General features: G+C 49.4%; 10 protein-coding genes, 10 tRNA genes and 3 rRNA genes. 2 read left to right on the top strand and 21 right to left on the bottom strand.

The window, feature by feature from the left end:
* Positions 1-288 precede the first annotated feature (288 nt).
* Complete coding sequence (locus LBCZ_RS11900) at positions 289-645, top strand: peptidase (RefSeq protein ID WP_225421685.1); 357 nt, start codon at positions 289-291, stop codon at positions 643-645.
* A gap of 309 nt (positions 646-954) precedes the next feature.
* On the opposite strand, the gene rpoC is transcribed toward LBCZ_RS11900, so the two are convergent.
* The 20 genes from rpoC to hslO all read right to left on the bottom strand — a co-directional run bounded on the left by rpoC (position 955) and on the right by hslO (position 21,760).
* Positions 955-4,632 carry a DNA-directed RNA polymerase subunit beta' gene (rpoC, locus tag LBCZ_RS11905; protein ID WP_039639950.1) on the bottom strand — a complete coding sequence of 1,226 codons (3,678 nt, stop codon included), beginning with the start codon at positions 4,630-4,632 and terminating at the stop codon, positions 955-957.
* A 12-nt stretch (positions 4,633-4,644) separates the two neighbouring features.
* Positions 4,645-8,247 (bottom strand): DNA-directed RNA polymerase subunit beta, encoded by a 3,603-nt coding sequence (rpoB, locus tag LBCZ_RS11910; RefSeq protein ID WP_025013528.1) that lies wholly within the window; start codon positions 8,245-8,247, stop codon positions 4,645-4,647.
* A 349-nt stretch (positions 8,248-8,596) separates the two neighbouring features.
* Complete coding sequence (locus tag LBCZ_RS11915) at positions 8,597-11,104, bottom strand: ATP-dependent Clp protease ATP-binding subunit (protein ID WP_039639948.1); 2,508 nt, start codon at positions 11,102-11,104, stop codon at positions 8,597-8,599.
* Positions 11,105-11,142: 38 nt separating this feature from the next.
* Positions 11,143-11,610, bottom strand: a complete 468-nt coding sequence (locus tag LBCZ_RS11920; protein ID WP_039639946.1) for a CtsR family transcriptional regulator — start codon at positions 11,608-11,610, stop codon at positions 11,143-11,145.
* A gap of 125 nt (positions 11,611-11,735) precedes the next feature.
* Positions 11,736-11,809 (bottom strand) — tRNA-Pro (locus LBCZ_RS11925).
* 4 nt (positions 11,810-11,813) lie between these two features.
* Positions 11,814-11,885 (bottom strand) — tRNA-Gly (locus LBCZ_RS11930).
* Positions 11,886-11,938: 53 nt separating this feature from the next.
* Positions 11,939-12,012: transfer RNA gene (locus tag LBCZ_RS11935), tRNA-Arg, on the bottom strand.
* A 10-nt stretch (positions 12,013-12,022) separates the two neighbouring features.
* Positions 12,023-12,108: transfer RNA gene (locus LBCZ_RS11940), tRNA-Leu, on the bottom strand.
* Between the two features lie 11 nt (positions 12,109-12,119).
* Positions 12,120-12,191 (bottom strand) — tRNA-Gly (locus tag LBCZ_RS11945).
* Between the two features lie 69 nt (positions 12,192-12,260).
* Positions 12,261-12,343: transfer RNA gene (locus LBCZ_RS11950), tRNA-Leu, on the bottom strand.
* Positions 12,344-12,358: 15 nt separating this feature from the next.
* Positions 12,359-12,431 (bottom strand) — tRNA-Lys (locus LBCZ_RS11955).
* Between the two features lie 2 nt (positions 12,432-12,433).
* Positions 12,434-12,506: transfer RNA gene (locus LBCZ_RS11960), tRNA-Val, on the bottom strand.
* 8 nt (positions 12,507-12,514) lie between these two features.
* Positions 12,515-12,631: ribosomal RNA gene (gene rrf, locus LBCZ_RS11965) — 5S ribosomal RNA — on the bottom strand.
* A 197-nt stretch (positions 12,632-12,828) separates the two neighbouring features.
* Positions 12,829-15,746: ribosomal RNA gene (locus LBCZ_RS11970) — 23S ribosomal RNA — on the bottom strand.
* Positions 15,747-15,907: 161 nt separating this feature from the next.
* Positions 15,908-15,980: transfer RNA gene (locus tag LBCZ_RS11975), tRNA-Ala, on the bottom strand.
* A gap of 34 nt (positions 15,981-16,014) precedes the next feature.
* Positions 16,015-16,088: transfer RNA gene (locus LBCZ_RS11980), tRNA-Ile, on the bottom strand.
* 90 nt (positions 16,089-16,178) lie between these two features.
* Positions 16,179-17,748 (bottom strand): 16S ribosomal RNA (locus tag LBCZ_RS11985).
* Together the 16S, 23S and 5S rRNA genes with 10 tRNA genes alongside form the textbook arrangement of a ribosomal RNA operon.
* 415 nt (positions 17,749-18,163) lie before the next feature.
* Entirely contained in the window at positions 18,164-19,663 is a 1,500-nt protein-coding gene (lysS, locus tag LBCZ_RS11990) for a lysine--tRNA ligase (RefSeq protein WP_025013390.1), read from the bottom strand.
* A gap of 148 nt (positions 19,664-19,811) precedes the next feature.
* Complete coding sequence (gene dusB, locus LBCZ_RS11995) at positions 19,812-20,813, bottom strand: tRNA dihydrouridine synthase DusB (RefSeq protein ID WP_025013389.1); 1,002 nt, start codon at positions 20,811-20,813, stop codon at positions 19,812-19,814.
* Positions 20,814-20,875: 62 nt separating this feature from the next.
* On the bottom strand, positions 20,876-21,760 hold the full coding sequence (gene hslO, locus LBCZ_RS12000) for an Hsp33 family molecular chaperone HslO (RefSeq protein ID WP_025013388.1): 885 nt from the start codon (positions 21,758-21,760) through the stop codon (positions 20,876-20,878).
* Between the two features lie 269 nt (positions 21,761-22,029).
* Here hslO and LBCZ_RS12005 point away from each other — a divergent pair, with 269 nt between their 5' ends.
* Positions 22,030-22,665 carry an NADPH-dependent FMN reductase gene (locus LBCZ_RS12005; RefSeq protein ID WP_039639944.1) on the top strand — a complete coding sequence of 212 codons (636 nt, stop codon included), beginning with the start codon at positions 22,030-22,032 and terminating at the stop codon, positions 22,663-22,665.
* Between the two features lie 81 nt (positions 22,666-22,746).
* Here LBCZ_RS12005 and ftsH read toward each other — a convergent pair whose 3' ends face one another.
* Positions 22,747-24,894, bottom strand: coding sequence for an ATP-dependent zinc metalloprotease FtsH (ftsH, locus tag LBCZ_RS12010; protein WP_025013386.1), 2,148 nt, complete (start codon positions 24,892-24,894; stop codon positions 22,747-22,749).
* Positions 24,895-24,902: the final 8 nt, after the last annotated feature.

The raw sequence follows: 24,902 nt of genomic DNA on the forward strand, positions 1-24,902 counted from the left end.
CACCCACTGTCATTGTATAACATTGCCATAAATATTGAAGCGGTTAACAAAAATCCTCATCAAATATACATTTAATTCTTTGTGTGTTTATAGGTTTATTTTTTAAAACAAGGTGCATAATCTCAAAAAGAAACAATATAATCCCTTAACTAAATATAGGTACGTTATTTTGCTTACTTATCGTCACCGAAACGGCTTACTCACTTTTTAAAAGTTAGTGCGATTATTATTTTCTAGGTTCTTTTACTTTTTTAAGCGGAATCTACCTTATGAAGGAGGATTGTCGCTATGATTCCAGGAATAATGTTACTTGGTGTTGCGAAGTTCACCATGGACTTGACGGCAGATAACCGGTATTTCCACTGTTGCCTGGCTGTGCTTTTAGGGATGGTTGCCCAAACTTGGCTAACGTTACTGCTGAGTGTGGGTTTATTGGTTTTTAGTGTGGCTGATTGGCGGGAGCGGGCGGTGTCTGCCGTTTGGTTTGGGAGTTGGTGTTCTCTGCTCCTCATCCGCTTTCCTTGCGATTGGTTTAACCTGTGTTTGCTGGCTGCTTTGCTTGGTGGGCTTGCAATTGCCTCGCACGGACTAAGCAGTGCTGATGTGATCCTCATTGCCGTGTTAGGTGGCGTTCTTCAACTTTAAACCGCACTTTTCATCACGTTAACGGCATGTATCAGTGCTGCCATCCACTGGTTAGTTGCCCATCCACCGTCCATCCCGCTCATTAGTCATTTAGCGGTTGGTTATGGCTGTGTGCAACTAGCAAGCGGTTGGCTGTTTTGAGACGATGATGAGTGCCGTAAAAACGTGCCCATCCATAACGCGCGAACCGGCGCAGGAGTCGGTCCGTGCTCACAACAAAAAAGCACGACGTAAACGCCCTTAAAGGACACTTACGCCGTGCTTGTTTGTACCTAGATTATTCGATTAGCTTGGCAGCTAACATGATGATTACTTGTTGTCAGTATCATCCTGTTGGTCGTCTTTTTGCTGGCTGTCTTTTTCCTTCATCTGCTTTTCAATGTCAGAAATCGAATAGACACTGTCGGAAACGGTACCGACACTCTTTGGTTCTTCGTGACGATACGTTGCCATCCCGGGGCCAGCCGGAATGATCTTCCCGATGATGACATTTTCCTTCAAGCCAACTAACGGATCGTTCTTGCCGCGAATAGAAGCATCGGTCAGAACCCGTGTTGTTTCCTGGAAGGAAGCAGCTGACAGGAAGCTGTTGGTTTCCAAGGAAGCTTTGGTAATCCCTAACAGCACCGGACGGCCGGTAGCCGGAATGCCACCACTGATGATCGCTTGCGTGTTCTTCTCTTTGAAGTCCGCAATGTCGAGCAATGTTCCTGGCAAGATGTTTGTATCGCCCGGATCCATGACGCGGATCTTGCGTAACATCTGCCGAACCATGACTTCAACGTGCTTATCACCAATATCAACACCCTGCATACGGTAAACTTTCTGGACTTCAGAAAGCAGGTAGTTTTCGGTTGCCATCACATCGCGCACTTTGATCAACTGCTTAGGATCAATTGACCCACCTGTCAGTCGTTCGCCGCGGTTAACATGATCGCCTTCCGCAACTGCCACACTGGATGCATAGGGTACGCTATAGGTTCGGGTATCAGTCTCACCCTTCACCGTAATTTCACGCGTATGCTCAGCCGGATTTTCATCAATAGCAGTTACTTCACCGGTTACTTCCGTGATCACAGCTTCACCTTTAGGGTTCCGTGCTTCAAAAATTTCCTGAACACGAGGCAGCCCTTGGGTAATATCTTCGCCACCGGCAACACCACCGGTATGGAAGTTACGCATGGTCAACTGGGTACCTGGTTCACCGATTGACTGGGCAGCAACGGTTCCGACTGCTTCGCCGACTTCAACCTGTTCGCCGGTTGCCATATTACGACCGTAGCACTTCTGGCAAACACCGTGTTTGGTATTGCAGGTGAAGACCGAACGGATAGTGACGGCTTCAACACCGGCATCCACAATCTTCTGTGCCATATCTTCGTCCATCAAGGTATTGCGCTTAACCAGGACTTTGCCGCTCTTAGGATCAAGAACGTCTTTCATGGTAAACCGACCGACAAGTCGATCATACAGTGGCTCAATCATTTCGTTACCTTCACGGATAGCGCGAACGACCAAACCACGATCGGTGCCGCAGTCTTCTTCACGAACAATGACATCCTGCGCCACATCAACCAGCCGCCGGGTCAGGTAACCTGAATCAGCCGTCTTCAGCGCCGTATCGGTCATCCCTTTACGAGCACCGTGAGTGGACATGAACATTTCCATAACGGTCAAACCTTCACGGAAGTTCGAGATAACCGGCACTTCCATCATCCCACCGTTAGGCGCAGCCATCAGACCACGCATACCGGCAAGCTGAGTGAAGTTCGAGATATTACCACGGGCACCGGAATCAGACATCATGGAGATTGGGTTGTTCGGGTCAAAAGAATCAACCAGCTTTTGCTGAATTTCATCTTTGGCATCGTTCCAAATCTGGATAACCCGATCATGGCGTTCATCATCGGTGATCAACCCACGCCGGAACTGCTTAGAAACAGTTGCAACCTTCTTATGGGCAGCAGCCACAATTTCCGGCTTTTCCTTCAGGTTAGTGATGTCGGAAATTCCGACAGTTAACCCGGAATTAGTTGATTGCGTGTAGCCCAAAGTCTTCATGTCATCCAACAAATCACTGGTCCGCTGAACCTTATAAACCTTGAAGACCTGCGCAATGATATCGGATAAGAAGCCCTTCTTAAACGGATCGATCAAAGGTGCATCCGCGAGATAAGCGTGAATGTCTTCACCTTTATCAATGAAGTACTTATCTGGCACACCATTGACGATGTTGTCTTGCGTCGGCTCATTCAGATACGGGAAGTCTTTTGGCATAATCTCGTTAAAGATCGCCTTGCCGACACTTGTCACCATGATCTTTTGCTTCTGATCGTCAGTGAATGGCTTGTTAGTGAAGGAATTGGCTGCGACGCCAACGCGACTGTGCAAATGAACGTAGCCATTTTGCAGTGCCATCAAGATTTCGTTGGTGTCCTTGAAGATCATGCCTTCGCCTTCGCGACCCTTTTGCTCCATGGTCAGGTAATAGTTACCTAACACAACGTCCTGCGAAGGGGTAACGATTGGCTTGCCGTCTTTTGGCGCCAAAATGTGGTGTGCCGCAAGCATGAGCATCCGTGCTTCAGCCATTGCTTCATCAGACAACGGCACGTGGATCGCCATTTGGTCACCGTCAAAGTCCGCGTTATACGCTTCGCAGACCAGTGGGTGCAACCGAATGGATTTCCCATCAACCAAAACAGGTTCAAACGCTTGAATACCAAGTCGATGCAACGTAGGCGCACGGTTTAAGAGTACCGGCCGTTCCTTGATAACATCTTCAAGCACATCCCAAACGTCATCATCCTGCCGATCGATCTTGCGCCGGGCATTCTTGATGTTGCTTGCCATGTCCCGCTTAACCAGTTCGCGCATCACGAATGGCTTAAAGAGTTCCAAAGCCATTTCACGCGGCACGCCACACTGATAAAACTTCAGCCATGGGCCGACATCGATAACGGAACGACCAGAGTAGTCAACCCGCTTACCAAGCAAGTTCTGACGGAACCGGCCTTGCTTCCCTTTAAGCATGTGTGACAGGGACTTAAGCGGACGATTGCCTGGGCCGGTAACCGGACGACCACGCCGACCATTATCGATCAAAGCGTCAACCGCTTCCTGCAGCATCCGCTTTTCATTTTGGACAATGATGCTTGGTGCATTCAGGTCAAGCAGGCGCTTTAGACGGTTGTTACGGTTGATGACCCGCCGATACAAGTCGTTCAGATCAGACGTCGCAAACCGGCCGCCTTCGAGCTGAACCATTGGTCGCAGATCCGGTGGAATGACCGGAATGGTATCCATGACCATCCATGCCGGATCATTACCGGATTCCTTGAAGGCATCCAAAATGTCCAACCGGCGAATCGCGCGCGTCCGTTTTTGGCCTTGCGCTGACTTCAGGTCGTCTTTTAATTCGGTAACTTCTTTGTCGAGATCGACATCCTGCAACAATTCCTTGATGGCTTCAGCGCCCATCTTGGCATTGAAGGTTTTGCCGTATTCTTCGCGCTTTTCACGATATTCGCGTTCGGTCAGAAGTTGTTTTTTCTCCATTGGCGTATCGCCTGGATCAATCACAACGTAAGAAGCAAAATAGATAATTTCTTCAAGTGACCGTGGCGACATATCCAGTACCAGACCCATCCGACTCGGGATGCCCTTGAAGTACCAGATGTGGGTGACCGGTGCGGCTAATTCGATATGGCCCATCCGCTCACGCCGAACCTTGGAACGTGTGACTTCAACCCCGCAGCGATCACAAACAATCCCCTTATAGCGGATCCGCTTGTACTTACCACAGGCACATTCCCAGTCCTTAGTCGGTCCGAAGATGCGTTCATCGAACAAGCCGTCCCGCTCAGGCTTTAAGGTTCGGTAGTTGATCGTTTCAGGCTTTTTGACTTCCCCATACGACCAGCTGCGAATCTTGTCCGGCGAGGCTAAGCCGATTTGCATACTTTCAAACTTATTGACATCAATCAAAGGGCTAACCTCCTATTTTTTATCGTCGGTACTGTTATCGGCAGGCTTAGCGTCGCTCGCTTGAGCTGCGGCTTCGTGTGCCTTCTTTTCTTCTTGCTGGGCTGCGAACTTCGCCAAAGCATCGACTGAAACAACGTCGTCTTCGTCATCATCCATGTCCCGCAATTCAATTTCTTTCTTATCCGCGCCAAGCACCTTCATGTCCAGACCCAAGGCTTGCAATTCTTTAACAAGCACACGGAAGGATTCCGGTACACCTGGCTTTGGAATCGGTTCGCCTTTGACAATGGCTTCATAGGTCTTGACCCGCCCGACAACGTCATCTGACTTATAGGTCAGAATTTCTTGCAAGGTGTAAGCCGCGCCATAAGCTTCAAGGGCCCAAACTTCCATTTCACCAAACCGCTGGCCACCAAATTGTGCTTTACCACCAAGTGGCTGTTGGGTAACCAAACTGTAAGGTCCAATTGAACGAGCGTGGATCTTATCGTCAACCATGTGTGACAGCTTCATGTAGTACATAACCCCTACAGATACCCGGTTTTCAAATGGTTCACCGGTACGGCCATCATACAGAACTGACTTACCATCGGAGGCCATGCCGGCTTCCTTAACGGTTGACCACAGATCTTTATCGTTGGCACCATCGAAAACAGGGGTTGCCACGTGAATACCCAAGTTACGTGCGGCCATGCCCAGATGCAGTTCAAGCACCTGGCCAATGTTCATACGACTTGGCACACCCATTGGCGATAGGCAGATGTCAACCGGTGTCCCGTCTGGCAAGTATGGCATGTCTTCTTCAGGAACCACGACGGAAACCGTCCCTTTGTTCCCATGACGACCGGCCATCTTATCGCCGACCTGAATCTTCCGCTTCTGGGTGATGTAGACACGAACCATCATGTTGACACCAGGAGACAATTCATCGCCCGCTTCACGAGTGAAGATCTTGACGTCCTGAATGATCCCGCCGCCGCCATGAGGTACCCGCAATGAAGTGTCGCGGACTTCACGAGCCTTTTCACCGAAAATAGCGTGTAACAATCGCTCTTCAGCAGACAGCTCGGTAACCCCTTTAGGTGTCACCTTGCCGACCAAAATGTCGCCATCACGAACCTCGGCGCCGACACGAACAACACCGAACTCGTCAAGATCCTTGAGGGCTTCTTCACCGACGTTTGGAATTTCACGAGTCACTTCTTCAGGCCCAAGTTTGGTATCACGTGCTTCGGATTCATATTCTTCAATATGAATGGACGTGTAAACATCGTCTTTAACCAACCGTTCAGACAGCACAATCGCGTCTTCGTAGTTGTACATGTTCCAAGTCATGAAGGCGATAATTGGGTTTTGACCCAATGCCAGTTCGCCGTTTTGCATGGCTGGCCCATCAGCGATGATTTCATCAACATCAACGTGATCGCCAATCGTGACAATCGGCCGCTGGTTGTAGTTCTTGCCGGCGTTACTACGCTTGAATTTCATCAAGTTGTAGGAATCCAAGGCACCGTCTTCACGGCGAACCCGGATTTGCTTAGCGTCAACATATTCAACTGTCCCGGCATTTGTAGCCAGAACTGCTGTCCCGGAGTCATGCGCCGCCTTATATTCCATCCCGGTCCCAACAAGTGGGGCATGCGGATTGATCAATGGCACCGCCTGACGCTGCATGTTCGCACCCATCAAGGCACGGTTGGAGTCATCGTTTTCCAAGAATGGAATGCATGCCGTCGCAACCGCAACAACCTGCTTAGGCGAAACGTCCATGTAGTCAACTTTGTCCGGAGAAATTTCAATGTTGTTGTCTTTGTGACGCGCCAAAACGGTATCGTCAACGAAAGAACCATCATCGTTCAATGGCGAGTTTGCCTGCGCAACGATGTAGTTATCTTCTTCATCGGCGGTCAGATAGTCAATCTTATCGGTAACCTTATGCGTATCCCAAGAAACACGGCGATACGGGGTTTCGATGAAGCCATAAGGATTAACCACCGCATAAGAAGCCAAGCTGTTAATCAACCCGATGTTCGGGCCTTCAGGTGTTTCAATCGGACACATCCGGCCATAATGGGTGTAATGAACATCTCGAACTTCATAACCCGCACGATCACGCGTCAAGCCACCGGGTCCAAGGGCAGAAAGACGACGCTTGTGGGTTAATTCGCCAAGCGGGTTGGTCTGATCCATGAACTGTGACAGCTGGGAACTGCCAAAGAATTCCTTGATCGAAGCAACAACCGGACGAATATTGATCAATTGTTGCGGCGTCACGGTGGCAGTATCTTGAATCGACATCCGCTCACGCACAACCCGTTCCATCCGGGAAAGCCCGATCCGGAACTGGTTTTGCAGCAATTCACCGACGGAACGAATCCGACGATTGCCCAAGTGATCGATATCATCGACTGAGCCAAGGCCTTCTTGCAAGTTAAGGAAATAGTTCATGGATGCCAAAACATCAGCCGGAACAATATGCTTAACTTTCTTGCCAATGTGGCCGTTGCCGATTAAATTGATTTCTTTATCCGGCGTTACTTGTGAGTAGACCTTAATGCTTTGCAGCACAATCGGATCCGTCACAACGCCTTGATCGGAAGGCTGGTAGGTCACGGTCTTAAAATCATCGCGATCCAAATAAGCCCCTAATTTGTCCATCACTTGACGGTCAACTTTGGTTCCCTTTTGGGCAATAACTTCACCGGTATCCGGATCAGCCAACGTTTCAGCCAAAACCTGATTCAACAGGCGCGTCTTCAAGCTCAACTTCTTGTTAACCTTATAGCGGCCAACTGAAGCCAAATCGTAGCGCTTCGGATCAAAGAAGCGCGCATACAAAAGTGACCGTGACGAATCAGCGGTTTTAGGTTCGCCTGGGCGTAGGCGTTCATAAATATCCTTCAAGGCTTCATCGGTACGGGAGTCATCTGTGTTCTTATGCACATCTTTTTCAAGTGTGAGCATCAGCGAATCGTTATCGCCGAACATGTTGATAATATCTTGATCAGACCCGAAGCCCAAAGCACGAACCAGTTCAGTCAACGGGATCTTCCGCGTCCGGTCGATCCGGACATAAGCAATATTCTTGGCGTCTGTTTCATATTCCAACCAAGCACCACGGTTAGGGATGACAGTTGTGCCATAGGTAACCCGTGAGTTCTTATCGGTTTCGCTATGGAAATAAACACCAGGTGAACGAACCAGCTGGGAAACAATAACCCGTTCCGCCCCGTTGATGATGAAAGTCCCTTGTTTGGTCATCAGTGGAAAATCGCCAAAGAAAACATCCTGGCTCTTGATTTCACCGGTTTCATGATTCGTTAAACGTAAGGTTACATGCAAAGGTGCAGAGTAGTTTGCATCGTGTTGGCGTGCTTCCTCGACAGTATATTTCGGTTCCAGCAGTTGATAGCCGACAAATTCCAGTGACAGTTTCCCTTGAAAGTCATCGATCGGCATAATATCGTCGAACATTTCTTTAAGACCTTCATCGAGGAACCATTGGTAAGAATTCGTTTGGATCTCGATCAGATTAGGAAGATCCAAAACTTCCTTGATCCGGGCATAAGACCGGCGTGTCCGGTGCTTACCATAATTCACTAAGTGTCCTGCCAAATTATTCACCCCTTGTAAGATTTTCCGGCTTGGTCGATTGTAAAAATAATGTAAATATTGTTAAATTTACATGACAATGACGATCTCGCAGACATTTTGAGCAAAAAAAAACCAAAAACAGATCAGCCTTCAACCAGCCTGCTGTTTTTGCTTTTTCCATTAGCCAGAACGGACAATAGATCGTCCTGACAGCCTGTCCAAACCGAAATGCGATTGACTTAATAATACGCGGTGGTGTCAAGAAAGTCAAGCGGTAAAATTTTCCGTCTCAGACTCACAAACCCCTTCGCATATCGTACATTCAAAAAAGCCGTAACCACAGTTGATTACGACTTTTTATCATCTAAAGTTACGCCTTAACCGGTTCCTTCGAAGCACCGTTTTCTTTATGCTTGCCTTTGTTTTCCTTGACAGTAAACGTTAGCTTGCCTTTTTTGGCACCGATCTGGATCAAATCACCAGTCTTCGCTTGGCCTGTCAACAAAAGTTCGCTCAGTTGATCTTCAACATCCATTTGCAAAGCCCGTCGGTTCGGACGTGCCCCGTATTCAGGATCGAATCCGGCAGCCGCGATGGCATCGATGCCTGCTGGCGTAATTTTGACATCGATTCCCTGATCCTTAATGCGACTGAGCACGGTCTTGGTCATGATCTTGACGATCTCATGCAGTTCTTCCTTGTTCAGGCTGTGGAAGACAACCGTTTCATCAATTCGGTTCAGGAACTCAGGACGGAAACTCTTCTTCAATTCATCTAACATCCGACTCTTCATGGCTTGGAAGTCTACGGTTGGATCTTTGGCGCCAAACCCAACCGTTTTATCATCGCGAATGGCAGTTGCCCCGATGTTACTGGTCATGATCAAAATCGTATTACGGAAATCAACCCGGCGACCCTTCGCATCGGTCAAATAGCCATCATCCAAGACTTGAAGCAAAATGTTAAAGACATCCGGATGCGCCTTTTCGACTTCATCCAGCAGCACAACGGAATATGGCTTGTTGCGAACCTTTTCCGTCAACTGGCCGCCTTCATCGTAACCGACATAACCTGGTGCCGCGCCAATCAGACGACTGGTGCTGAATTTCTCCATGTATTCGGACATGTCAACCCGAATCATGGCATCCTCTGATCCAAACATCGCTTCAGCTAGGGCTTTCGCCAGCTCGGTTTTCCCGACACCGGTTGGCCCAAGGAACATGAAGGAACCAATTGGGCGGGTAGGATCTTTCAATCCAGAACGTGCCCGGCGGATGGCCCGTGCAACTGCGGAAACAGCTTCATCCTGACCAACAACCCGTTGATGGAGAATCTTCTCCAGGTTGACCAAACGTTCGGATTCCTTCTTCTGTAACTGGGTAACCGGCACACCGGTCCATTGTGACACAACTTCTGCTACATCGGCGCCTGTCACTTTGATATCGGTTCGAACGCCACTTTCGTTCACGGGTTCCGGCGTATCGGCAAGTTTGGCCGTAACGTCCGCCTCTTTGGTGCGAATGGTAGCCGCTGTTTCGAAGTCTTGATGATCAATCGCGTCTTCTTTGTCCGCGACTAACTTAGCCAGCTCGTCCTGAAGCTTGTCGGATTTGGTCTCGACATTAGCTTTATCTAATCGTACCTTGGCAGCACTTTCGTCAACTAAGTCGATCGCCTTGTCAGGCAGGAAGCGCGTTGTAATGTAACGTGAGGACAAAACAACTGCTTCATGCAAAGCTTCATCAGTAATCGTGACGCCATGATGCGCCTCATACCGTGGACGCAGCCCTTTCAAAATCTGTTCTGCTTCTTCTTCCGTTGGTTCGTCGACTTGGATGGTCGCAAACCGCCGTTCCAAAGCAGCATCTTTTTCAATATACTTCTGATATTCGTCTAAGGTTGTCGCACCGATCAACTGCAACTCGCCACGAGCCAAAGCCGGCTTGAGAATGTTGGAAGCGTCAATGGCACCTTCAGCACCCCCCGCACCGATTAGCGTATGCAATTCATCAATGAACAAAATGACATTGCCATCTTTATAAATCTCATCAATGATTTTCTTCAGGCGATCTTCAAATTCACCACGATACTTCGTGCCAGCAACCAGTGAGCCCATATCAAGCATCATCAGTCGCTTATTCAGCATGTCATCCGGAACTTTGCCCGCGACAATCTTTTCGGCAAAGCCTTCCGCAATCGCGGTTTTCCCGACACCTGGTTCACCAATCAACACAGGGTTGTTCTTGGTGCGCCGGGCCAGAATCTGAATCAAACGCCGAACTTCCTTTTCGCGGCCAACCACCGGATCCATCCGGTTTTCCCGTGCCATTTGGGTTAAATCCCGCGCAAGGCCATCAAGTGTCGGGGTCCCTTGGCTATCTTGGCGAGCACCGCCACGCGCCATTGGCCGGCGTTTGGCCGCTGTGTCCGCAATGCCCATTTTCTTAAACACCATTTGCCGCGTCTTCGAAAGACTAAGCCCCAGATTCTGGAGAATCCGCGCGGCTAAAATATCATCTTCACGAAGCAACCCCAGCAGAATATGCTCGGTGCCGATCTTCAAAGCACCTAAGCGCTTTGCTTCGTCGCCGGCAAACGCCAGAATTTCCTTACCTTTAGGTGAATAAGGTAAATAACTATCGCTAGCTTGACCGGCGGCATCAACAGTTCCATACCCTGTGAAGCGCTCGATCTCGTCATGGACATCATTCTCTGTGACCCCTAACTGACGCAGCGTCTTACCAGCGATTCCATCTTTTTCCATAACCAGCGCCATAAGCAAATGTTCAGTGCCTACAGCATGATGATGGAAATACTTCGCTTGTTCCTGGGCTAAAAGCAAAACATTTTTGGCACTAGGGGTAAATAAGTTGTCCATAAGCACGCTCCTTTTTAGAAAACTAATTATAAACTGTTCTATCTTTCATACCGCAAACGATCCAAAAATGCAAGGAACATGCGCGACCGTAAATGCTCTTCTGTCCCTTGATCAAGAATGCCCAAAGTCTCATGATTCATGACCGCCAACAACAAATTACCTGATTGCTGGGAAATAAGGTCATTGTCAAACAGTTCCTGAATCAAATCACGTGCATCGCGTAACCGCAAGCGCTTGGGAATGTGCTGCCGCATAATTTGAATGAGATCCTGATCATCTGTCAATTTGACCTTCACGATGCGAATGTAGCCCCCGCCACCACGTTTACTCTCAACAATGTAGCCGCGAGCCGGTGTGAACCGGGTCTTAATGACATAATTGATTTGCGAAGGAACGCAATTAAAACGACGCGCAATCTCGGCTCGCCGTATTTCAACGGCGGCCTCCTGTGCCAGTATCGTTTTTAGATAAGCCTCAATAATGTCCGAAATATTCTCACGCTGCATGTCGTTCAATCCTTTTTGACTTTGACCAATCTTGACTATTACACATTATACTGGCATTGGTCAGTTTATACAAATTTCTGCATTTGAAAACGAAAAAAGGACCACGATTTTTCGTGATCCAAGAATCGGGAAGACAAGATTCGAACTTGCGACCCCTACGTCCCGAACGTAGTGCTCTACCAAGCTGAGCTACTTCCCGGTAAAGCGGAAGACGGGATTCGAACCCGCGACCCCCACCATGGCAAGGTGATGTTCTACCACTGAACTACTTCCGCATACCGCATATTCAATTGATCGGCGCCAGCTTAGCTTCATAGGCGATCGACGATGCACCCAGTAGGAGTCGAACCTACAACCTTCTGATTCGTAGTCAGACACTCTATCCAGTTGCGCTATGGGTGCTTCAACAAAATGCCGAGGACCGGGATCGAACCGGTACGGTCATCACTGACCGCAGGATTTTAAGTCCTGTGCGTCTGCCAATTCCGCCACCCCGGCATAAAGTGAAAAGCGGAAGACGGGATTCGAACCCGCGACCCCCACCATGGCAAGGTGATGTTCTACCACTGAACTACTTCCGCATATCAAACCTATTCAATTATGACCGAGGAGCGGCCTTCAACGACCCGAGCATTCCATTCAAGATACGATGCGGGTGAAGGGACTCGAACCCCCACGGTCAAAAACCACTAGAACCTAAATCTAGCGCGTCTGCCAGTTCCGCCACACCCGCAAAAGGTGGGTTAAATGAGCCGTGACAGGCTCGAACTGTCGACCCACTGATTAAAAGTCAGTTGCTCTACCAACTGAGCTAACGGCTCAATGGAGGATACAGGGCTCGAACCTGTGACCCTCTGCTTGTAAGGCAGACGCTCTCCCAACTGAGCTAATCCTCCATATGTAAGCGTGGCAGCTTCCTACCCTCGCAGGCAGTTTCCCACCAACTACTCTCGGCGTGAAGAAGCTTAACTTCTGTGTTCGGCATGGGAACAGGTGTATCCTTCTTGCTATCGCCACCACACTTATGAGAACTTTGCGCTCTCAAAACTGGCTATCATTGTTGTTTTTGTGTTGTCGGGAACCAGTGTATTTCATCGAAACGCGTTCGCAGTCGCAGAAACCTCCACATAAGAACCCTGAATCCATTGGCCAAAACCCGGCCAACGAACTCAGGCCCGCTTATGCTCCGGTTTCTAAGCGCTCCTGCTCACGCTCTACTTGGTTAAGTCCTCGACCGATTAGTACTGGTCCGCTCCATGCATCGCTGCACTTCCACTTCCAGCCTATCTACCTGATCATCTCTCAGGGGTCTTACTTCCATATAGGAATGGGAAATCTCATCTCGAGGGGGGCTTCACACTTAGATGCTTTCAGCGTTTATCCCTTCCGTTCATAGCTACCCAGCGATGCGCCTGGCGGCACAACTGGTACACCAGCGGAACGTCCATCCCGGTCCTCTCGTACTAAGGACAGCTCCTCTCAAATTTCCTGCGCCCGCGACGGATAGGGACCGAACTGTCTCACGACGTTCTGAACCCAGCTCGCGTACCGCTTTAATGGGCGAACAGCCCAACCCTTGGGACCGACTACAGCCCCAGGATGCGATGAGCCGACATCGAGGTGCCAAACCTCCCCGTCGATGTGGACTCTTGGGGGAGATAAGCCTGTTATCCCCAGGGTAGCTTTTATCCGTTGAGCGATGGCCCTTCCATACGGAACCACCGGATCACTAAGCCCGACTTTCGTCCCTGCTCGACTTGTCAGTCTCGCAGTCAAGCTCCCTTCTACCTTTACACTCTGCGAATGATTTCCAACCATTCTGAGGGAACCTTTGGGCGCCTCCGTTACATTTTAGGAGGCGACCGCCCCAGTCAAACTGCCTACCTGACACTGTCTCCCGCCACGATCAGTGGCGCGGGTTAGAGTGTTCATACAGCTAGGGTAGTATCCCACCAACGCCTCCATCGAAACTAGCGTTCCGATCTCTACGGCTCCTACCTATCCTGTACAAGCGGTACCAACACTCAATATCAAGCTACAGTAAAGCTCCATGGGGTCTTTCCGTCCTGTCGCGGGTAACCCGCATCTTCACGGGTACTATAATTTCACCGAGTCTCTCGTTGAGACAGTGCCCAAATCATTACGCCTTTCGTGCGGGTCGGAACTTACCCGACAAGGAATTTCGCTACCTTAGGACCGTTATAGTTACGGCCGCCGTTTACTGGGGCTTCAATTCTGGGCTTCGCTTGCGCTAACTCATCCTCTTAACCTTCCAGCACCGGGCAGGCGTCAGCCCCTATACATCATCTTTCGATTTAGCAGAGACCTGTGTTTTTGATAAACAGTTGTTTGGGCCTATTCACTGCGGCTGACCTTGCGGTCAGCACCCCTTCTTCCGAAGTTACGGGGTCATTTTGCCGAGTTCCTTAACGAGAGTTCGCTCGCTCACCTGAGGATACTCTCCTCGACTACCTGTGTCGGTTTGCGGTACGGGTAGTTTATTTCTCACTAGAAGCTTTTCTTGGCAGTGTGACATCAGGAACTTCGCTACTTTAATTTCGCTCCCCATCACCGCTTGTCCTTATGGTCGCAAGCATTTCACTCGCCACCAGACTTGCGGCTTGGACGCACTTTTCCAGCTGTGCGCTTTCCTTAGCCTCCTGCGTCCCTCCATCGCTTAAACAAAATAAACTAGTGCAGGAATCTCAACCTGCTTGTCATCGACTACGCCTTGCGGCCTCGCCTTAGATCCCGACTAACCCTGGGAGGACGAGCCTTCCCCAGGAAACCTTAGTCATACGGTGGATCAGATTCTCACTGATCTTTCGCTACTCATGCCGGCATTCTCACTTCTAAGCGCTCCAGCCGTCCTCACGATCGACCTTCAACGCCCTTAGAACGCTCTCCTACCGCGCACCCTTACGGGTGCACCCACAGTTTCGGTATTATGCTTAGCCCCGGTATATTTTCGGCGCAGTGCCACTCGACTAGTGAGCTATTACGCACTCTTTAAATGGTGGCTGCTTCTGAGCCAACATCCTAGTTGTCTGTGCAACGCCACATCCTTTTCCACTTAGCATAAATTTAGGGACCTTAACTGGTGATCTGGGCTGTTCCCCTTTCGACAATGGACCTTATCGCTCACTGTCTGACTCCCGGAGTAAGATCGATGGTATTCGGAGTTTATCTGAATTCAGTAACCCTTGATGGGCCCCTAGTTCAAACAGTGCTCTACCTCCATGATCCATCCTCCGAGGCTAACCCTAAAGCTATTTCGGAGAGAACCAGCTATCTCCAAGTTCGTTTGGAATTTCACCGCTACCCACAACTCATCCCAGCATTTTTCAACATACATGGGTTCGGTCCTCCAGTGTGTTTCACCACACCTTCAACCTGGTCATGGGTAGGTCACTTGGTTTCGGGTCTACATCTGCCTACTCATTCGCCCTGTTCAGACTCGCTTTCGCTCCGGCTCCGACTTTTCATCTTAACCTCGCAGGCAAACGTAACTCGCCGGTTCATTCTACAAAAGGCACGCCATTACCCCTTAACGGGCTTTGACTAATTGTAGGCACACGGTTTCAGGAACTGTTTCACTCCCCTTCCGGGGTGCTTTTCACCTTTCCCTCACGGTACTGGTTCACTATCGGTCACTAGGGAGTATTTAGCCTTGGGAGATGGTCCTCCCGGATTCCGACGGAATTTCACGTGTTCCGCTGTACTCAGGATTCTGGACGGAGAGTCCGCCGTTTCGCTTACAGGGCTTTCACCTTCTATGGCGCAGCTTTCCAGCTGACTTCGACTACGTCGAACTTTGGTAACTCCAATGTCCAGTCCTACAACCCCGAGAAGCAAGCTTCTCGGTTTGGGCTCTTCCCACTTCGCTCGCCGCTACTATGGGAATCGAGTTTTCTTTCTCTTCCTGCGGGTACTGAGATGTTTCAGTTCCCCGCGTCTGCCGCCAACAAGCTATGAATTCACTTGCAGGCAATACACTGATGTGTACTGGGTTCCCCCATTCGGAAATCTCCGGATCAAAGCTTACTTATAGCTCCCCGAAGCATATCGGTATTAGTTCCGTCCTTCATCGGCTCCTAGTGCCAAGGCATCCACCGTGCGCCCTTTGTAACTTAACCTGTACTGACTTGCGTCAGCGGTTATGCGATGCGAATTTCTATATTAGAAACTCATACAAATACGCTGTGTTCTCGGCAATTTAAAACATTTACAACAATGATATCCAGTTTTCAAAGAACAAAGTCGCCGACTTACGTCGGTGAATTGGCCTGACGGCCAATGGAGGATAACGGGATCGAACCGATGACCTCCTGCTTGCAAAGCAGGCGCTCTCCCAGCTGAGCTAATCCCCCATAAGGGTTGTTCAATTAACAAGCGAACGCTTGATGGGCCTAGATGGACTTGAACCATCGACCTCACGCTTATCAAGCGTGCGCTCTAACCAACTGAGCTATAGGCCCGATAGGCGTAAAAAGAGAGGTCGTCCCCTCAAAACTAAACAAAGTTTCGTGTGTGCAGGTTTCCGTCAGACTTAAAGTCTGTTTCCTTAGAAAGGAGGTGATCCAGCCGCAGGTTCTCCTACGGCTACCTTGTTACGACTTCACCCTAATCATTTGTCCCACCTTAGACGGCTCGCTCCCTAAAAGGGTTACGCCACCGGCTTCGGGTGTTACAAACTCTCATGGTGTGACGGGCGGTGTGTACAAGGCCCGGGAACGTATTCACCGCGGCGTGCTGATCCGCGATTACTAGCGATTCCGACTTCGTGTAGGCGAGTTGCAGCCTACAGTCCGAACTGAGAATGGCTTTAAGAGATTAGCTTGACCTCGCGGTCTCGCAACTCGTTGTACCATCCATTGTAGCACGTGTGTAGCCCAGGTCATAAGGGGCATGATGATTTGACGTCATCCCCACCTTCCTCCGGTTTGTCACCGGCAGTCTTACTAGAGTGCCCAACTCAATGCTGGCAACTAGTCATAAGGGTTGCGCTCGTTGCGGGACTTAACCCAACATCTCACGACACGAGCTGACGACAACCATGCACCACCTGTTATTTTGCCCCCGAAGGGGAAACCTGATCTCTCAGGTGATCAAAAGATGTCAAGACCTGGTAAGGTTCTTCGCGTTGCTTCGAATTAAACCACATGCTCCACCGCTTGTGCGGGCCCCCGTCAATTCCTTTGAGTTTCAACCTTGCGGTCGTACTCCCCAGGCGGAATGCTTAATGCGTTAGCTGCGGCACTGAAGGGCGGAAACCCTCCAACACCTAGCATTCATCGTTTACGGCATGGACTACCAGGGTATCTAATCCTGTTCGCTACCCATGCTTTCGAGCCTCAGCGTCAGTTACAGACCAGACAGCCGCCTTCGCCACTGGTGTTCTTCCATATATCTACGCATTTCACCGCTACACATGGAGTTCCACTGTCCTCTTCTGCACTCAAGTTTCCCAGTTTCCGATGCGCTTCCTCGGTTAAGCCGAGGGCTTTCACATCAGACTTAAAAAACCGCCTGCGCTCGCTTTACGCCCAATAAATCCGGATAACGCTTGCCACCTACGTATTACCGCGGCTGCTGGCACGTAGTTAGCCGTGGCTTTCTGGTTGGATACCGTCACGCCGACAACAGTTACTCTGCCGACCATTCTTCTCCAACAACAGAGTTTTACGACCCGAAAGCCTTCTTCACTCACGCGGCGTTGCTCCATCAGACTTGCGTCCATTGTGGAAGATTCCCTACTGCTGCCTCCCGTAGGAGTTTGGGCCGTGTCTCAGTCCCAATGTGGCCGATCAACCTCTCAGTTCGGCTACGTATCATCGCCTTGGTGAGCCGTTACCTCACCAACTAGCTAATACGCCGCGGGTCCATCCAAAAGCGATAGCTTACGCCATCTTTCAGCCAAGAACCATGCGGTTCTTGGATTTATGCGGTATTAGCATCTGTTTCCAAATGTTATCCCCCACTTAAGGGCAGGTTACCCACGTGTTACTCACCCGTCCGCCACTCGTTTTAAGTTGAATCACAGTGCAAACACCGTTCATCGACCAAAACTCGTTCGACTTGCATGTATTAGGCACGCCGCCAGCGTTCATCCTGAGCCAGGATCAAACTCTCATATAAATATGAGCTGTTCGAATAGCTCGATTTGTTGTTCTAGCGAATTGACTTCGCAAATGTTACTTTTGCCTCGATACCGAAGTATCAAGGACCCTGCACATTTAAACGAAACTTTGTTCAGTTTTCAAAGGACGACCTTGTCAAAAGACAACTTTGATAGATTATCACAGGCAAGCAATACCTGTCAATAACTTTTTCTGATGTTTTGAAGCACATCAGCGTTGCTCATTTACGACGCTTATTATCATACCAACGGTTTGCGCCATCGTCAACAACTTTTTTAAATAAAAATACTATCCGTATATTATGTGTGCCATTGGTGATTTTCATTCGTGAATAAGCCTATAATAAACTTACTCACAGCGCAATCTTTCGGAAAACAAAAAGTGCCGCCAAAATGGCGACACATAAGTTTAGGTTATGGGCGCAATGTCGGGAACAAAAGGACATCGCGAATTGAAGGCGCATCTGTCAACAGCATGACAAGACGATCGATACCGATGCCTAAGCCACCAGTTGGCGGCATGCCGTATTCCAATGCCTCAACATAATCATCATCGATACCTTGCGCTTCCTCATTGCCTGCGCTCTTTTCTGCTGCCTGGGCTTCAAACCGTTGGCGCTGATCAATTGGATCGTTCAATTCAGTGAAGGCATTGGCGTATTCCCCACCGCCGACAAAAAGTTCGAACCGTTCGACAAAACGAGGATCCTTAGGGTTTTTCTTTGCAAGAGGGGACACTTCGATTGGATGTCCGGTAATGAAAGTCGGTTGAATCAGTGTTGATTCAACAAACTGGTCAAAGAAGGCACTGATAATGTGACCGACCTTCCAATAAGGCTCGTAATGGACATCATGTTCGTCTGCCAACTTGCGCGCATCATCAACGCTCATTTCCGGCCAAAAGTCCACGCCAGTTTTATCTTTAATGGCGTCGACCATGTTAATGCGGGCAAACGGCGCATCTAGGTCGATGTCCATGCCTTGATAGGTTAATTTACCGGAATCAAGAACCTTATGGGCAGCAAAACGGAAAATGCCCTCGGTTTCAGTCATAACATCGGTCAGATCCCAGTAAGCTGCGTAGGTTTCAAGCTCGGTGAATTCCGGATTATGTTTGGTATCAATGCCTTCATTACGGAAAACCCGACCAATTTCGTAAACTCGTTCCATCCCACCGACAATGAGCCGCTTCAGATGTAGTTCAAGCGCGATTCGTAGATAAAGATCGATATCCAGTGCATTGTGATGCGTGATGAACGGACGGGCATTGGCGCCACCGGCTTGGTTATGCAACACCGGCGTCTCGACTTCAAGGAAGCCGTGGTTATCTAAATATTCACGAACAGCACTCACAATTTTGGTCCGTTTAACAAACCGGTCAAAACTGTCAGGGTTGGAAATAAGATCCAAATAACGTTTGCGGTACTTCTGCTCAACGTCCGTCAAGCCATGCCACTTGTCCGGTAATGGCCGTAATGCCTTAGCCAAGTGGGTAACATGGTTTGCTTTGACCGTCAGCTCGCCGGAATCGGTTTTCATGACTTCGCCACTGATACCAAGAATGTCGCCAAGATCGGCCTTCTTGAAAATCATGTAGTTCTCATCGCCGACAACATCTTTACGAACGTAGATCTGCATTTTGCCACTACGATCACGGATATCTGCAAATCCGACTTTACCCTTTCCACGTTTGGACATCATGCGTCCTGCGATCGTCACTTTCGGTTTTTCTTCAAGCAACGTTTCCTTGTCGTCTTCACCGAAGTCTTCGCGCACTTGCGCTGCCGAGTGGGTTCGATCAAACCGATGACCGAATGGATCAATCCCTGCTTCGCGCAAGGCTTCCATCTTTTCCCGCCGCGCAATCATCTGATCGTTCATTTCTGGTTGCTGTCCGTTTTCCTTAGCCAACACATGTTCCTCCGTTCCAATTTATAGCACTCTTTGATGATGACAATTTTACTGCGAAAAAGCAACCTTCTAAGCATTAAAAGACGCTCCCAATGATTGATTGGCCAACAAATCATCGCAGAACGTCTTTTTCGTCTAAAGCTCTAGTAAGTTAATGACTGCGCTGACGCTCGCGGGCGCGCGCTTCGGTCTGCTCAACAAAATCGTCAAAAATATGATTTACTTCAGCTTGCGTATCAACCATGTTAACGGCTGCTTTGGTCTTCGCTGAACGCGGGATGCCTTTCAAATAATAAGCTGCCTGCATCCGGAATTCGCGCACGGCCTGATGCTCACCGTGTAAGTCAACCAGCCGTTGTAGCTGTAACTTGGCGGTCGCGATTTTCTCTCGAGGCGTTGGTTCCGGAATTAACTCGCCGTCATCCAGATATGCTGCCATCTGTTTCAAGACCCACGGATTCCCTAACGCCGCGCGGCCGACCATCACTGCGTCGGCGCCAACTTCTTCAAGCATACGTTTGGCGTCTTGCGGTGTCCGCACATCGCCATTGCCGATGAATGGAATCGTCAGATGTTGTTTGACTTCTTTTAAAATATTCCAATCCGCATGTCCAGAATAAAGCTGTTTACGCGTACGGCCATGCATCGCCAATGCCGCTGCACCACCGCGCTCAGCAGCCAACGCATTTTGAACCGCATAAATGTGGTCTTCATCCCAGCCGGTTCGCATTTTGACGGTGACCGGTTTGGAAACGGCGTCAGTGACTGCCGCCACCATTTCATAAACTTTTTCTGGATCCAGTAACCAATGGGCACCTGCGTCAGTTTTAGTGACTTTTGGAACCGGGCAACCCATATTAATGTCAATAATATCAGCCGCGGTATTTTGGTCGATAAATTTTGCCGCATTGACTAACGCTTCTTTGGTGCCGCCAAAAATCTGAATCGAAATTGGATGTTCCCGTGGATCCACAAACATCATACTCAACGTTTTCTTATTTTTGTACATAATTCCACGGTCACTGATCATTTCGCACACAACCAGACCCGCACCGAATTCTTTGGCGGTTACCCGAAAGGCTGCATTGGTAACCCCGGCCATCGGGGCAACAACGAGTCGATTGGGAATTTCAACATTGGCAATATGCCACATACAAGCCACCTCTTTCTTGCTTTCGCGATGCTAACTTTACTTAAAATAAGCAAAAATCGCAACTATTCGTGTCGGGTTATTAACGCTTCAAGATCCGCAACGCTGTAATGGTACTGATTACCGCAAAACTTGCAGGTCGTCTCCGCACCGCCATCTTCATCAATCATTTCCTGTAATTGTTCGTGCGGCAAGGTTGCCATGATATCGCCAAAATGGGCTTTAGAACAATTACATGCAAACCGCAGTGAATGGGTATCCAGGAATTGCACCGGTGCATCCCCAGCGATACGTTGAATAATTTGCTCTGGTGTCAGGCCGCTTTTTAAAAGTTCCGACACAAGCGGCAATGTTTTGACGTTGGCTTCCAGTGCGGACAATTCTGCATCATCGGCCCCCGGCAACGCCTGTAGCATGAAGCCGCCAGCGACCTGAACCGAGTTGTCGGCGTTGACGAAAACGGATAATCCCACTGCGGCAGGAATTTGTTCGGATTTTGCCAGATAATACGTGAAATCCTCGGCAATTTCGCCTGATACCAGCGGCACTTGGCCGGTAAATGGTTCACCGATCCCGATATCTTTGGTGACCGCAAGCATGCCATGTTTACCGACAGCACGGGCGACATCGATTTTTCCGACAAGGTTGAGCGGCAAATTGACGTGCGGCTCTTGCACATAGCCGCGAACCGTGCCGATCTCTGTGCCATCGGTGATGATAGAACCAACCGGGCCATCTCCCTTAATGCGCACCGTCAGCATATCATCACGGTTTTTTAATCCGGAAGCGGACAATAACGCCGTTGCAACGAGCGTCCGTCCCAGCGCCGCCGACGCCGCACTCCAAGTATCATGACGGCGCTGCGCCTCGCGTACTGTCTCCGTCGCATCGACAGCGAAAATTCGAAAATGGGTATCACGCGACAATGCGCTCGCGATATAGTCACTCATGTTGGGTCCTCTTTTCTGAAAGTTAAACGTGGCTATTCTACCAAAATTGTGCGCTATTGAAAAGTCAGTGTACTCATCAGTATGCCCGATTGAAGCCCAACGGCACCATTTAAGTCAAAGTAGGTTTCGGGTTTACACGTTTTTCCCCATTGGCGATGCCTATGCGCACTATGTCAATCTTCATCACGAAAATTGCGCCGAATGCCTTCTTGATTTCGAAAAACGCGTAAAATAGAATTATTAATTAACCTTGAAAGGACTTGGTATTTTTGATCAGTCATATCGGCGTTATCCTAGGTACAACCCGAAGAAATGCGCTAGGTGCCCGTATTTTCAATTATTTAAAACAAGCATTTCCCGACACATCAGAGGTTCATTATACGTGGCTTGATCTTCGGGATTATCCGTTGCCACTTTATGACCATCCCGAAACGCCACTCGAAGATCCGATCCAAGAGCTAACCCCAATCGAAACAAAATGGTTAACCGCGGTGGTCAACCAGGATGGTTACGTGATATTAACGCCAGAATACGATCAGACGCTACCCGGCGGTTTAAAAAATGCCTTGGATCTAATCGGTCCGGAAGTTGAACATAAACCTGTTCAAATCATTGGGTATTCGCATTTTTCTGATGGCGGGATGCTGGCAGCAGCCAGTTTAGTGCCGATTTTACAAATGCTGAAAATGATCGTCCTCCCCACGCCGACGTTACTTTGGTCGGCCGATCCGTGTTTTGACGAAAACGGGCAGATCAATTCCGCTGCCGAGAACAGCCAGCATTTTGCCCGACGCTTGCACGAGACGATGCACGATATTGGCTTTTACACACGCCTACTTAAGGAACATCCGTACCAACCACTAGGCAGCGATACTGCAGCTAACCAAACCTCGGCAACAAAGTGACTCAAACCACAGCTGACCTCTGGAATTTTTCATGATAATGCGTAACAAAAAAACACCACCAACTTGGGCGGTGTTTTTTTGTTACGCTTGCGGATCCTGATGTTCATTGTTGTCTGAAGAACCACTGTCAGCCGACGTATCATCTGGCTTTTCGACGCCGCCTGTATCATCATCCTGGCTGGCCTGATCTTGGCTTGCCTGGGAGTCTGATTCAGATTTCGCGTTGGCTTCTTCGTCTGCTTGCTTTTCTTTATCCTTATGCTCAAGCGCTGCTTTGGATTGTTCGAAAGTAGCGGCCTTTTCGCTTGGAAATTCGTCTTGATCACGTTCTGGCATCTTGCCATCGTTGAACAAGCTGAGGATTTCCTTTTCGTTCAAGGTTTCGTACTTGAGCAAGGCTTCGGCAATCAGCTTATGCTGCTGACGGTGGGCCTGAATAATCTCGTAAGCCTGCTTATGGGCTTCGTCAATGATCCGCCGCACTTCATCATCAATCGCTGTTGCTGTCGTCTCAGAATAAGGTGGTGTCTGGCCATACTGAGCACCAAGGAATGGCTGGCCCTCGGTTTCGAGTTGAACCGTTCCCAAGCGATCGGACATCCCGTACTGAGTGACCATGCTCCGGGCAATTTGCGTTGCCTGTTCAAAGTCATTGGACGCCCCGGTGGATTCGACCCCGAAGATAATTTCTTCGGCGGTCCGACCACCAAGTAAGCCGACAATCTGTTCGGTCAATTCCTTCTTGGTCAGCAAGAATTGATCATCTTTTGGCAGCATAATCGCATACCCGCCTGCACGACCACGCGGAATAATCGTAACCTTACGCACAGTTCGCGAGTCGCTTAAGAACAGACCGACAATCGCGTGTCCGGCTTCGTGGAAGGCCACCATATTGCGTTCTTTTGGACTGATGACCCGGTCTTTCTTCGCCGGACCGGCAATGACCCGATCTTCCGCTTCATCCACATCAGCAGCATCAATGGCTTTCTTGCTTCGTCTTGCAGCAACCAAGGCCGCTTCATTCAGCAGGTTTTCCAAATCAGCACCGACAAAACCAGGCGTTTGCCGCGCAATTTCTTTAAGGTCAACATTCGGTGCAAGCGGCTTGTTCTTCGCGTGCACTTTCAAAATCGCTTCACGGCCCTTAACATCCGGACGGCCAACCAGAATCTTCCGGTCAAATCGGCCTGGGCGCAGTAACGCCGGATCAAGGACATCAGAACGGTTGGTTGCGGCAATGACAATAACGCCTTCATTACCGGTAAACCCGTCCATTTCAACCAGCAACTGGTTCAATGTCTGCTCACGTTCGTCATGGCCGCCGCCCATTCCGGCACCACGCTGACGACCAACCGCATCAATTTCATCGATGAAGATGATCGAAGGCGCTGCTTTTTTGGCTTGGTCAAAAAGATCACGAACACGGGAAGCCCCGACACCCACGAACATTTCAACGAAGTCAGAACCGGAAATCGAGAAGAACGGTACACCGGCTTCACCGGCAACCGCCTTGGCTAGCAAGGTTTTACCAGTACCAGGAGGACCCTCAAGCAGCACACCGGCTGGAATACGGGCACCCAATGCCGAGAACTTCCGCGGATCCTTCAGGAACTCAACCACTTCAACCAGTTCCTGCTTCTCTTCTTCGGCACCGGCAACATCGGAGAACCGCACTTTGTTGGCATTTTTATCTGCCTGCTTAGCGCGTGATTTGCCAAAACTCATGACCCGACCAGAACCGCCGCCTTGGCCAGCCTGATTCATCATCATATAGAAGAAGATCATCATGATGACAATCGGCACAACCGTGATCAGTAAGCTAAACCAGACCCCAGACTGTGATTCTTCCTGGGTATCCGTTTTAACATTGTTAGCACTGGTCATCTTCTGAATCTGGCTCAAAGTCGCGTCGTTCGTCGGAATATAGGTGGAGAACTTCGTCACCTTGGTCGTCTGATTGCCAAATAAACTCAGTGAATTATTCGCACCGGAAGACTTCTGGGCCTTCTTATATTCACCGCTGACTTTATAGACGCCGCCAGATGGCTGGAGCGAATAACTCTTGACATTGTCCTTCTTTAATTCGGACATGAAGGTGCTTGTTTCAATTTCTTGGGACGATGTTGTCCCATTATCGCGCATATAATACGCAAAACCGGTGACCAGCAGCACAAAAATGATGATATACGTTAGTGTGCTACTGAACAGGCCGTTTTGTTTTTCCTTCATTTAGAACC

This window comes from Lacticaseibacillus casei DSM 20011 = JCM 1134 = ATCC 393 (assembly GCF_000829055.1).
Taxonomy (GTDB): domain Bacteria; phylum Bacillota; class Bacilli; order Lactobacillales; family Lactobacillaceae; genus Lacticaseibacillus; species Lacticaseibacillus casei.

Excerpts from the sequence above, each read along its gene's own strand:
- LBCZ_RS11900 (WP_225421685.1), top strand. The coding sequence starts at position 289 with ATGATTCCAGGAATAATGTTACTTGGTGTTGCGAAGTTCACCATGGAC.
- LBCZ_RS11915 (WP_039639948.1), bottom strand. The coding sequence starts at position 11,104 with ATGGACAACTTATTTACCCCTAGTGCCAAAAATGTTTTGCTTTTAGCC.
- LBCZ_RS11920 (WP_039639946.1), bottom strand. The coding sequence starts at position 11,610 with ATGCAGCGTGAGAATATTTCGGACATTATTGAGGCTTATCTAAAAACG.
- dusB (WP_025013389.1), bottom strand. The coding sequence starts at position 20,813 with ATGTGGCATATTGCCAATGTTGAAATTCCCAATCGACTCGTTGTTGCC.
- hslO (WP_025013388.1), bottom strand. The coding sequence starts at position 21,760 with ATGAGTGACTATATCGCGAGCGCATTGTCGCGTGATACCCATTTTCGA.
- ftsH (WP_025013386.1), bottom strand. The coding sequence starts at position 24,894 with ATGAAGGAAAAACAAAACGGCCTGTTCAGTAGCACACTAACGTATATC.